We start from the raw sequence: 12,335 nt of genomic DNA on the forward strand, positions 1-12,335 counted from the left end.
CAAAGTTCTTTACTCACTTAGTCCAATAGCAACCTCACTCCTTTGAGCATCACCTGTTTCTATTTCTTGCTGCTTTTTATGATCTTGCGCTAAAAAGGTATAAACCGTCGGCACAACAAACAAGGTAAACAAGGTGCCAATCGACATACCGACGGTGATCACTAAACCGATGGAGAAGCGGCTCTGTGCACCTGCACCTGATGCTATCAGTAATGGCACTACACCTATCACCATAGCCGCAGTGGTCATCAGCACAGGTCTTAAGCGGACTGATGCGGATTTCAGTGCCGCTTCATATTTGCTGCAACTTGTCTCTCTTTGCAGCTGATTGGCAAACTCGACAATTAAGATCCCATGCTTACTAATCAGTCCGATTAGCGTCACTAGACCCACTTCCGTGTAGATATTTAAGGTATCAACACCAAAATAAAGCGGTAGCATGGCACCAAAGATTGACAAAGGGACACTGGTCAAGACGATTAAGGGATCGCGAAAGCTCTCAAACTGCGCCGCCAACACCAGATAGATGATGATCAGGGCTAAGAAGAAGGTTGCCACCAGAGATGAACCTTCCTGTAGGTACTGGCGTAATTGGCCCGACGAGTCTACAGAATAGGACTGAGGTAAAATCTGCTTTGCGCCCTGCTCCATCACCTTATATGCCTCACCTATGCTCACACCCGGCATCATTTTAGCCTCAATCATGGCGCTGTTGAGTTGTTGGAACTGATCGATATTTGAAGGCTGTACACTCTTGGTAATAGTGACTAATGACGCTAATGGCACCATCTCATGGCTCTGAGACTCGACATAATACTGATTCAAATCTGTTGCTGTGTTTCTATCTTCCTGAGGCACTTGAGTAATGACCTGATAACTCCTGCCGTCTAAGGAGAAGTAATTAATGAATCCCTCACTTAAATAGCGAGACAAGACCACACCTATGTCTTGGGCACTGACATTCATCAGCGCCGCTTTATCGCGATTTATAATGACCTCTATCTGCGGCTTACTGAAATTCAAATCGTTTTGAACATAAATAAACTTGCCACTTTTCATCGCGTAATCTTTTAATTTTTCTGCATATTGGTAGAGGTCTTTATAATTTCCCGTGGGTGTTTTCAAAATCATCTGGAATGGCAGCCCTTGTGGCGTACCAGGTAAGTCGGGTGGCGAAAAAGTATAGATCTGCACACCAGGCAAGGTCTTACTGTCGGCTTGAAAACGCTGCATTACCTCTTTCGCAGTCGCTTGTCGCTCACTCCAATCTTTAAGTACAGTTAAACCAAAAAATGTATGATTATTTTGATAGCCGTTGACCATCATATCCATCTGCTTTTCCGGATATTGATTAACAACTTGAGTGAGAGATTGGGTGAAATGCGCTAAATAATCGGTATTGGCCTGAACGGGTCCCTTACCCATCATCATCACCACGCCTTGATCCTCTTGAGGAGCAAGCTCTGATGAAGTATGAGTAAACATAAATACCAGCGCCAATAAGATAGTGCCGGCTAAGGGCCATACCATAGCTCTATTATCCAATACTAAGCTCAAAAGCCTCGTATATTTTTGAGTGATCCCAGCCATAACTGAATCAACACGCTTAACCAACTTCCCCTCTAACACGCTCTTTGACAAAACCTTCGAGCACATCATCGGCGTTAACGTTAACGCGATGAAACCTGAAATCAACACAGAACCTGCCAAGGTAAAGGCGAACTCGGTGAATAATTTCCCCGTAAGACCGCCCATAAAGCCTATGGGTGCGTAAACCGCTGCTAAGGTGATGGTCATAGCAATCACGGGCCCGGCTATCTCTCTTGCACTGACCATTGCAGCTTGTACGGGACTCAATCCATCCTCTAAATGCCTGAATGTATTCTCCACCACCACAATCGCATCATCCACCACCAAGGAGATGGCAAGCACCATAGCCAAGAGCGTCAGTAGGTTGATACTAAAGCCCAAAATCAACATGAAGAATAACGAGCCAATTAAAGACAGAGGTATAGTTACAAGTGGGATCAGCATGGCTCTCATGGAACCTAGAAATGCAAAGATAACGATCACCACGATTAATGCCGCCTCAATTAATGTCTTAGCCACTTCATCTATTGAGGTAGTAATAAACTGAGTCGAATCATAGACAACTGACCCATGCATCCCCTCAGGCAAGCTATCTATAATGTCTGGAAGCACTTTATAGACATCGGCAACTACAGTGAGCGGATTGGAGTTAGAGGTATTGCTGATTGCCGTTAACACCGCAGGCTTGCCATTAAAGTTAACTTGGGCATCATAGGAATTCGCCCCTAACTCTACAGTCGCGATATCCCGCAGATGTATTAAACGGCCGTCGGCCTCTTTTAAGCTGATATTGTTAAAATCGGCAACCGAAGATGCATCGGTATGTGCATTAATGTCCACCTCGATGTATTCATCTTTAATCTTGCCTGCCGCGCTGACGGTATTGTTGCCTTTTATGGCATTTTGCACATCACTGGCAGTGAGCCCTAAAGCCGCCATCTTGGTTGGGTTAAGCCAAATACGCATGGCAAAATCACGTTGCCCAAGAATATCGACTTTAGAGACACCATTCACCGTCGACAAGGTAGGCTTAACGACGCGACTAATATAATCAGAGATCTGCTCCGTAGCCAGATTATCACTAGAAAATGACAGATACAGGATTGGCGATTGAGACGTCGACTTTAAAATACTGGGGTCTTGCACGCCAGTGGGAAGTCGATACTTCACTTGCTGTACCAAAGATAAAATTTCAGTTAAGGCTTTACCTGAGGGATAGTCCAACTTGAGATAGACAGTGATCAAAGACTTACCTAAACTGCTATTAGAGGTCATATAATCGATACCTTCAGCCTGGGCAACCTGCGCCTGTAAAGGCTGTGTCACATAGCCCTGAACACTCGACGAACTGGCTCCCGGATACTGGGTACTAATGGTTATCACTCCGGTTTCAAGCTTTGGATATTGCCTCACCTGCAACATGTCATATGCCTTGAATCCAAGCACTAATAAGATAAGACTCAACACAAGCGATAAAACGGGGCGTTTTATAAAAATATCAGTAAACTTCATCATTATTCCCCCTGGCTATGGTTAACTTCAGCGCTGTTACTACTCACTCTCTTTGGAGAAAATTGAGCTTGACCCACTGATGTTTTATCGGAGTTAGCTGCCACAGCGAACGCCTTGCTGTTATTGAGCAAAACCTTACTGCCTGGTTTTAGTTGCTGCTGATTAGAGGTCACCACTTGCTCACCTACCTTTAAACCTTTGAGTATTCCAAGGTTCCCTCCCCTTTTGCGGCCTACTTGAACGGCGCGGCGCTCAACCTGATACTCAAACATGCCTTCATGTTCTTTACTAGCGAACTTAGTCTCTGGCTTAAGCACATAGACGGCATCACCATAAAGAGAATATGTCACCGCGATACTGGGCAATGGGATCACATGGGCCATGTGATTACTTTGAATGTTGGCTTCAACATACATACCTGAGATAAGCGGTACTCTGGAATCCAGCACCTGAGCACGTATATCTAAGTTATGTGAAACACTGTCGACCATTGGGTCGATGGCTGTGATGCTGGCTATGAAATCCTCATCTGGATAAGTATCGGTTGAGAAGTGAACTTGCTGTTTTAACGCGACCTTAGACAGATAGGCTTCAGGAATTGAAAAATCGATAAATTGATTATCTTGATTTTGTAGCTCAACAATCGATGTCCCCGGCTGAACGTAATCACCTAGGTTCACGTTTCTTATGCCAAGCCGACCAGAAAATGGTGCCTTGATGGCCATAAAGTCCATCTGGGTTTGAATATATTCGACATCAGCCTGACTGGTTGAAAGCTTGGCAAATGACGAATCTACAGCATCTTGGGATGTACTATGAGTCTTTAACAGCTTTAACTGACGTTGGTACTCGAGCTCTGCCAACATCAGATTAGCCAGACTGGTCTTTAGGTTTGCCTTTAGCAGGCTGGTATCTAACTGCACTATAAGTTGGCCCTTCTCAACATACTCACCAGAGCTAAACGCTATTCGCTTAATTTGTCCTGACAATTGCGGAGTAATATTCACTTCTTGGTTAGCTGTCACATGGCCAACAGCCTTGATCTCTTCGAGCCAGTCTTCTTTATGAGTACTCACAGACGTCACAGCGACTGGGGGAAACGAGAAATCCGCCAACTTAGTTTTAATCATGTACTGCTTAAAAAAATAAAAGCCAAACACCAATAAAAGAATAATAGCGATTAATGAAAAGGTAGCGATCACAAACGCCTTCGACATCTTACCCGTTACTTTTCCAAACGCATTCTTTGATACTTCTTCTGACACTAATCTAGACATAGGGGCCCCTGCTCAATCGAAATTCATTTCATAGGGCAGATATTAGTGAATGAGGAAATACAAAAACTAAACTATTTATAAGTTAAACATAATGAATATATTACCTACATTCCTCTCGAGCAATGAGGGCCTCCCTAAATCTGAATTAAGTATTTACCTTCTCGACTCACGAACATAAAACAAACCTCTAAAACAAAATAACTTAGTAATAAAACTTATGACTTTATATATTCTTTATCTAAAGGTTATGTATCTAAGCTTGATTAATAAAGAATTTTTAACTACATTTCGCCAATTAAGCTCGACAAAACTAAAAGTAGTAAAGAGATGATTTCCGTATGATCAATAGAAAATATTTAACTTCAGTATTTATTGCAGCCTGTTTAAGTGTTTCCGGCTGCATAAGTCCCCCTCAAGTTCAAGAAGAACCGACCCCCTTCAACAGTACTGCATCTATGAAGAAACACCTTCAACTCACGACTGCTCAAATTGCAAAAATTAAAACAATTAACCAAAAATACAATGCAAAATCAGCCTCACTTGCGTCTCAAGATCTACGCTTTTTAGAAAGAAAAAGAATGACGAAACAACTTGAGAAAACCCGTAATATGGAGCTTCAGCAAGTACTCTCACCTCAACAGTTAGAAATATTTCAACAAGAAATAAAGAAGCTCAGACGAGATAAAGCCAAGAAGATTATGTGGCACATCTAAAAAACCACATAACTAATAACAAATAAAAACCACTACATACAATGAGTTGACAATAAACCCATTGATTTTATATATTCTTTATCTACAATTTATGTATCTAAAGCCAAGAGAACATAGCCTAGATCTCTAATAACTTTTCCTTAAAGTGGTTTTAGGAGTTAAAAATGAAAAAATTGGCTATAACCTTATTAGCATTAACCTCATTGACAGCCTCAGCAGCCAACTTGGACAGCAACAGCAAGGACTTGAAAATATTCAATAAGAGTATGAGTCAGCTCGAGCAAGTGGATATAAAAAATAGTATTTACATTTCCACCGCTTCCACTCACTTCGATGATATAACCCGTGAAACTGAGTACATGTATGAATTCACTAGCGTAGACAGAGTGAGTGATAAACAGGCTGCTCAGATGAAGCTCAATAAGGCTAAGTCCTATTATATCTACGGTATCAGTGGCCTTAAAAACTTAACCAGCAGCCTATCTAAACGCTTGAGTAAAGATAAGCCAGACTATTTCTCTGCCAGCCTACTGCAAGGCAACAAATACTATAACGGCTTCAGCGAATATATCGCCAAAGTGACGGAGTACAGCCAAGCACTCCCCCCAATCCTTAATTAAAACCAAGATGAGATAAGTCCATAGGCTAAAGCTATGGGCTTATCTCATCTTGGCATAGGTTAGTACCTAGCCCATCTTTTAACGAATCCGAAATCGAAACTGTAGAGTACAAAAATATGCCTCCACTATTAGCTAAAAGTTCGACCAGTATTATCTTTTTATTTGCTAAAATAGGCGCTATCAGCTTGCTGCTGTTTGCTGCACTGACGCCGAATGTGTTTGCCGCAGATTCATACGCTTCTGTCAGTTATGGCACCGTCCAAGAAGCCAATGAGATCGCTAACCCTTGGTATGCTAGCGCAACCTACGGCTATACCATAAAGATGATAGGAGCTGAGAAGCTTGTTCGTATAGAAAGTCAAACTAACAAGATCATGCAAGGCGATTGTGTAGCAATCGACTCAAGTGATAAAGGCAAGTCAGTCAGGCGCACCAACAACAGTTATTGCGCCATTAAGGTCAATGACACAAGTAGCGATAATGAAACTGCGATTAAGTCAGAAACAAGTGTGAAACAGGCTAAAACTGAACATAAAAATAGCCCAAAAAAGGCTAGCAATAACAGCAAGTCAACTGAAATATCTGAAGCATGCCAATCAGCCATAGATCTGATGAAGCAGAAAGATTTTGGTCCAGAGCGCCGTAAAGCCCGCCAGCATGCCTATCAGGTATGTGAAAAGCCCAACTAATCACAACACGCTTTTACACATTCATTTTTGGCCACCTTTCATAGGTGGCTTTACTCGTAATGAGGCTCAATAATTGATATTTATCAGAAACAGCCTAGTATGGCTCATAGATACAATAAGTTAGGAATATAGATGGCAAAGGTAAACTACCAAATTGATAACTGGATCTTCATCCCCCACGAAAACAAGCTCATACTAGACGGGCTGGAAACACTTATCGACAACCGTTTATCTAACCTCTTGTTATATCTCTGCCAAAACCCTATGACCACCTTGAGTCGTGATGAATTGATTGATGAGGTATGGAAGGGCTTAGTACTAACTGATCAAGTCATCACTCAAGCGATATTTGAGTTGAGAAAAATTCTTAAAACCAACCATAAACACCTTCAGGGATATATTATCACCGTCCCGAAGCGTGGTTATAAACTCGACATTGACGTCCAGGTTTTACCTTCAACAAATAAAACAGACACTCACACCGAAAAAGAGAGTCTTGCAGATGGCCACATAACTCATGTGGCCGGAATTAGGCAAGAAGCAAACCCAGATGATAAAAAGCATATCGACTCTATTTCAAATGAAACGGCCGTAGACAAACAAAATATTCAATTAAACCAAGCTAGTGGTTCAAGCAATGCTAAAACTGAAAGTCTTAGCAAGCAGACTCAAAATGATGAAAAGCAGTCAGCCAGGAAAACAACCAGATTAAAAGGGCCTGTTGTCATTACAGCGCTCATATTCTGCCTCATTTTATTGGTCTTTATTAGCCAGTATTCACTCAAATATATTGATCCGGTATCACAAGATAGCTCTCCAGAAGGGCAAGACAAGGCAAATCAGGCCAGCTCAGGAGTCATCTATAACAACTTAGAACCCAGATTTATTCGAGCCAGAATCAGTACCGATTTATCCTCGACACAAGTCCAACATGGGGTCATTTTTAAGATCGTTGAATACCTGAAATATAAGGTGAATTTTCGCATAGCTTTCCATAATACCCCTCACAATGATGCCGCTAAAGAGCTAACGTTTATCATTACCGAAGAAAATAGGCGTTGTTGATCAAATCCTCGCTATAGATGCAGCTACTCCAAGGGTTTGAGCTAACTAGGCAGCCTGTTTCCTAACTGGCATTCCTAGTCTTATGACTTTGTTCATTGCCTTTACACCTGCCAGCGCTTCACCTACTTGAGCATTATAATCTCGTAGGCTAAGTTTCGGACTAATTAGTTGCTTATATCGGTACATTGCTGTTTCAGATAGTGACCGTAAGTGATAGTCATTTTCCTTCTTCCATTGCGCTAACTCATTATTTTTGAGGGCTCTCACAGCCTCGTTTCGAGGGTGCCCATCCTCCCAAAACCCAGCACTGCTTCTTGGTGGGATAGTGGGTTTGCAACCTTTACGCTGAAGGAGTTTGTGACACGCTTTGGTGTCGTATGCTCCATCAGCAGAAACTTGTTTAATCTGTCTTCTTAACGGCTTGATTAATGTGGGTAACACTTCATTATCAGCAACGTTAACCAGAGTGACTTCTGCTGCTACGACTTCATGCGTATTAGCATCTACTGCGAGGTGTAACTTACGCCAGGTACGACGCTTTTCTTTACCATACTTTCGAGTCTTCCATTCTCCCTCGCCGTAAACTTTAAGGCCCGTTGAATCAATCACTACATGTGCCACAGAGCCACGACTCGGTGAGCGATATTTGATATTTACGGTCTTGGCACGTTTGCTAATGCAGCTATAGCTTGGTGAGGTTAGTGGCACATTCATAAGCTGGAAAACCGAGGTAGTGAAACCTTCTAGTGCTCTCAGTGATAAGTTGAATACACCTTTAACAACCAATGCAGTTTCAATAGCAACATCAGAGTAAATATACCCACGGCCACGGCGGCCGTGATGTTCAGAGCAACACCAAGAGCTAATGGCGTGCTCATCAATCCAAAAGGTCAAGGACCCTCGATTAATCAATGCCTTGTTGTACTGAGACCAATTGGTCATTTTACGCTTAGCTTTACCCATCTTGATGTTTCCAATAACCACATTGGAAGATCAGATCACATAAGCTGCAAAAGGTTCAATCGATTTAGGAAACAAGGCCAGAAGAAAATGGTACCAATTATATCAATGTAGAGTACTTCAATCGTATCTCGCAATACCAACATCTGGATCGTAAATACCGAATCGATAATAACAATTTAAAGCCTACAATTAATCGTATGCTAAGCGATATTCTCACTTCTTTTAATGTAGAAGTTAGCAAAGCGCAAATTAATGAATTATTAAGTTCTATGCCTGAGCAGCCACAAGCATTGGTCTATACATTAAAGACTTTAGCAGCCCTACATGCCCCCCGAGATCAGTTGAAGTCCATTGACTTGATGAGGAAGGCTCTGGAACTCGCGCCAGACAATCATTACCTGCTCTCCACCAATTACATCTACAGCATGGTGGTCACCTATCTCAATAAAGATAAGGAGCCTCAGCAAACAGTCGACAGACTCAATCAAGAGTTTGAGAAAATCATTCCTGTTTTAATCAAGGGAAACAGATCCGATAAAGCCAATGAAGCATTGGCCATGAATGCGTTATCTAAAGATCGGCCCATTGAAGCGTTAAAATATCTCAAAGCCATACCGAACAGCCATGAAACAGTTATCACATATATACTTAAAGCCAAGCTATCTGAAAGCTTCGGTAACCCCGCCACAGCCGAAGAGTATTACTATCAGGCAATACATGAGTCTGAAACACCTCGGGTATTGGAAATCGCCGAGAGTTTATTTTTCTACAGCGACCTCTCTAAAATGAAGAGCAAGATGAAGGCACAAATTCATTAATATAAGAAGCAGATGTTAAAGAGCTTATTCTCTCGCATGTGCGACTAGTTGCCGCTGCACATGCTCGGGCGTCACGTCATAACGGCTAAACACCATCGAAAATTGACCGTCTCCGCCTGTCATAGACTTAAGCCGTGTTGAGTAATCATCAACTGAAGCAAGGGGCGCCTCGACGCTTACCTCAATCTTTTGTCCATCCTTTGCTTTAGTACCACACACCATTCCCCGGCAAGCACTGATATCACCGGTGATATCCCCCACATGCTCACTCGCAACACAAATTTGCATCTCGACTATGGGTTCTAAAATAACCGAGGTAGCCTGACTTACTGCATCGATAAAGGCTTTCTTACCAGCCATCACAAAAGCGACCTCTTTAGAGTCAACACTGTGATGTTTACCATCGAGCAGGCTCACCTTAATATCTTGCATGGGAAACCCTGCTAGCAGACCATGCAACATGGCCTCTTTCACTCCCTTCTCAACAGCAGATACATACTGTCCAGGAACTGAACCACCGACCACCTTACTGACAAACTCAAAACCTGCGCCTCTTGGGAGAGGTTCAATACAAAGCTCTACTTCACCAAACTGACCCGAGCCACCTGATTGCTTCTTATGTCGGTAACGAGCTAGGGCACTTGCCGTGATCGTTTCTCGATAAGCCACGGCGGGTTTATCGGTATCCATATCCACATGAAATAGGTCATGAGCTTTCTCGATTGCAATCTGCAGATGCAGCTCTCCTTGTCCTTGCAGTACAACCTGCCCCTCAGAGGCATGACCAGCTAAGTTAGCCCCCCCAAAACTAGAGTGCCCCAGACTCAAACTGGGATCTTCCACGACTAATTTATGTAACACTTCAGCAATTTTGTGCTCGTCACCACGACGCTTAGGCGTCACAGCTAAGCCAAAAATTGGTTGAGGCAAGCTCATTTCAGGCAGATGAAACTTATCTTCATCATGGCTATCGTGTAGTACAGCGCCCACCTCAAGTTCATCTATTTTGGCCAACGCGATAATATCCCCAGGTACAGCCCTTGGTACACCAACATGTTTATCTCCTTGCAGCCTAAACAGATGAGTAACTTTGACAGGTTTACGCCCCTCTCCAATAAATAATTTCATGCCGATAGTCATAGTACCTTGATGTAGCCTCACTACCCCGGTACGGCCAAAAAATGGATCAATAGAGACACTAAAAACATGGGCTAACACGTGGTCATTGGCTTTTTGTGTCACGTCGACAGGCAACATGGCATCACCAAAACCATTAACAAACTGAGGTGGATTTGCCTCAAACGGGTTGGGCATAAGTTTAGTGATCATCTCGAGCAAGGAATCAATACCCACTTCAGTTTCAGCACTGGTGAAACAGACTGGAACCAGATGACCCATTCTTAACGCCGTTTCTAATGGTTCATGAAGCTGCTCAGGGGTCAATTGTTCCCCTTGCTCCAAATACATCTCCATCAAGGCTTCATCTTCCTCAAGCACAGTATCAACCAGCTCATCACGAGCCGTTATTGCCGAATGAAACAAAGGATCTCTTTGACTGTCCGCTTCATTTTCACTGTGTAAGTAACAGTCTATAACGTCATCGATTGATACATTAGGTAGATTGACCGGAAGGCAACGAGCACCAAAATGAGTTTGAATATCATCGAGCAGCTCAGGCAACTTATTTTGGTTACCGTCGATATGGTTAATTACTATCAAGACGACTTTACCTTGAGTTCTGGCAGCCTCAAATGCTCTGTGCGTGATAGTTTCAATCCCGCAGGCCGCATTAATGACTAACAATACTGACTCAACCCCAGGCAAAGGCTGCAGCGCGCGGCCAAAGAGATCGGGTAATCCTGGAGTATCGATAAGATTGATATGGTGTTGGTTGAAATCGAGATTTAGAAAGGAAGGTTCAAGGCTATGATGGTGGGACTGTTCTTGGGCAGTGAAATCAGCATGATTTGTGCCCCTATCCACCCTGCCCTTTTGGCTTATCGCCTTTGCGCGGTAGAGTAAGGCCTCAATCAACGAAGACTTCCCAGCTCCTGAATGTCCGAGCACAGCAATATTTCTGATCTGCTCGGTAATAAACTCAGCCATAACCAACTCCTGAAGTTAATGAGGGCAGATTGTTATCCATTAACAGACAATCTAACCATTCTAATGAAGTAAATCGGATCAGTAGCTAAAGTATAGACCTGTAAGCTCTGTCATTATTTGACCTAATCATTTTCCTTCCCTCACTTCATAGAAATGCTAGGTTAGAGAATATTCAAATTTAGTTTTATCTTAAAAATGCAAAATGGGGAGAAATATGATGATAGAGAAATTTTAGTTAGGTAAAATTATGAAGATAAATGCTCTATATTTATAGAGCATGAATTAAAAGATGAGTAAGAGAATTAGTTTGACTGTGGTGGTGCTCCATTGACAATATCATCTACCATCTTTTGCGCATCTTGTTTACGATCATCACGTTGCTGTCTCGTATTGCAAATCTTAATAGGAATATTTGATCCCGTTTGCTTTACTCTTTTACAACGATAGCCAGACTCGGCAAGTATTTGCTCATTTTTTTCTTTCAGTGCACGTTGCTCTTCAGTCATGGCCTCATCAGCAACTGAGGTGCACCCAGTTGCTGCTAAGATGATCGTAACCAAAACCCCTGATTTTATGAAGTTGAGATCTAATTTAGACACTAACTTCTCCTTATTTGATTCTTCCTTAAAATAAATTCACCTAAATGAATTTTCGGTCCAACTCTTAAACCGATCCAAAACCTAACTTTGAAACGCCTTAACAGAACAAAAAAGTTACACACTGGCAACAAGTTTGCAAATAAATCCCACACTTGATATTCATATCGATAACGTCAGCCTGTACAGTTTTTTTTACTAAAAAGACATTTTAATTAAGACTAAAGAACTACAGACAGCTCCAAAACCAGCTTATTTTAAGGCTATATATCCTCGTAAACTATGCTTGATATTTAGCACTAAAGGCCAAACTAATTTGAAGTGGACATCTATCTAGCAATACCCCTTCAACATTTTACATAATCTGAACTTAACTATTAATACAG

Annotated in this window: 10 protein-coding genes; 5 read left to right on the forward strand and 5 right to left on the reverse strand. The window is 42.2% G+C overall.

Annotated features, from left to right (window positions below; all coding sequences use genetic code 11):
* Positions 1–9 precede the first annotated feature (9 nt).
* A complete protein-coding gene (locus sps_RS10680) occupies positions 10–3,105 on the reverse strand; it encodes an efflux RND transporter permease subunit (protein WP_237158054.1) in 3,096 nt (1,031 codons plus the stop codon).
* Complete coding sequence (locus sps_RS10685; protein WP_077752512.1) at positions 3,105–4,379, reverse strand: efflux RND transporter periplasmic adaptor subunit; 1,275 nt, start codon at positions 4,377–4,379, stop codon at positions 3,105–3,107. Before sps_RS10685 ends, sps_RS10680 begins: the two co-directional genes overlap by 1 nt.
* 338 nt (positions 4,380–4,717) lie before the next feature.
* Here sps_RS10685 and sps_RS10690 point away from each other — a divergent pair, with 338 nt between their 5' ends.
* The 4 genes from sps_RS10690 to sps_RS10705 all read left to right on the forward strand — a co-directional run bounded on the left by sps_RS10690 (position 4,718) and on the right by sps_RS10705 (position 7,466).
* Positions 4,718–5,092 carry a YajG family lipoprotein gene (locus sps_RS10690; RefSeq protein ID WP_077752513.1) on the forward strand — a complete coding sequence of 125 codons (375 nt, stop codon included), beginning with the start codon at positions 4,718–4,720 and terminating at the stop codon, positions 5,090–5,092.
* Positions 5,093–5,256: 164 nt separating this feature from the next.
* The gene (locus sps_RS10695) at positions 5,257–5,712 is read left to right on the forward strand and encodes a hypothetical protein (RefSeq protein ID WP_077752514.1); all 456 of its coding nucleotides are present in this window, start codon (positions 5,257–5,259) and stop codon (positions 5,710–5,712) included.
* 116 nt (positions 5,713–5,828) lie between these two features.
* Complete coding sequence (locus sps_RS10700) at positions 5,829–6,401, forward strand: hypothetical protein (protein WP_077752515.1); 573 nt, start codon at positions 5,829–5,831, stop codon at positions 6,399–6,401.
* Between the two features lie 132 nt (positions 6,402–6,533).
* Positions 6,534–7,466: a winged helix-turn-helix domain-containing protein gene (locus tag sps_RS10705; RefSeq protein WP_077752516.1), complete on the forward strand. Its 933-nt coding sequence runs from the start codon at positions 6,534–6,536 to the stop codon at positions 7,464–7,466.
* Between the two features lie 45 nt (positions 7,467–7,511).
* Here sps_RS10705 and sps_RS10710 read toward each other — a convergent pair whose 3' ends face one another.
* Positions 7,512–8,429, reverse strand: a complete 918-nt coding sequence (locus sps_RS10710; RefSeq protein ID WP_077750614.1) for an IS5 family transposase — start codon at positions 8,427–8,429, stop codon at positions 7,512–7,514.
* A 269-nt stretch (positions 8,430–8,698) separates the two neighbouring features.
* On the opposite strand from sps_RS10710, the gene sps_RS10715 reads away from it, so the two are divergent.
* Entirely contained in the window at positions 8,699–9,247 is a 549-nt protein-coding gene (locus sps_RS10715) for a hypothetical protein (RefSeq protein ID WP_149027262.1), read from the forward strand.
* Between the two features lie 24 nt (positions 9,248–9,271).
* Here the strand turns inward: sps_RS10715 and fusA are convergent, their stop codons facing one another.
* Both fusA and sps_RS10725 read right to left on the reverse strand, forming a co-directional pair.
* Complete coding sequence (gene fusA / locus sps_RS10720) at positions 9,272–11,353, reverse strand: elongation factor G (protein WP_077752518.1); 2,082 nt, start codon at positions 11,351–11,353, stop codon at positions 9,272–9,274.
* A 302-nt stretch (positions 11,354–11,655) separates the two neighbouring features.
* Positions 11,656–11,952: a hypothetical protein gene (locus sps_RS10725; RefSeq protein ID WP_077752519.1), complete on the reverse strand. Its 297-nt coding sequence runs from the start codon at positions 11,950–11,952 to the stop codon at positions 11,656–11,658.
* Positions 11,953–12,335: the final 383 nt, after the last annotated feature.

The sequence above is a fragment of the Shewanella psychrophila genome, assembly GCF_002005305.1.
In the GTDB taxonomy this organism is placed as follows: Bacteria; Pseudomonadota; Gammaproteobacteria; order Enterobacterales; family Shewanellaceae; genus Shewanella; species Shewanella psychrophila.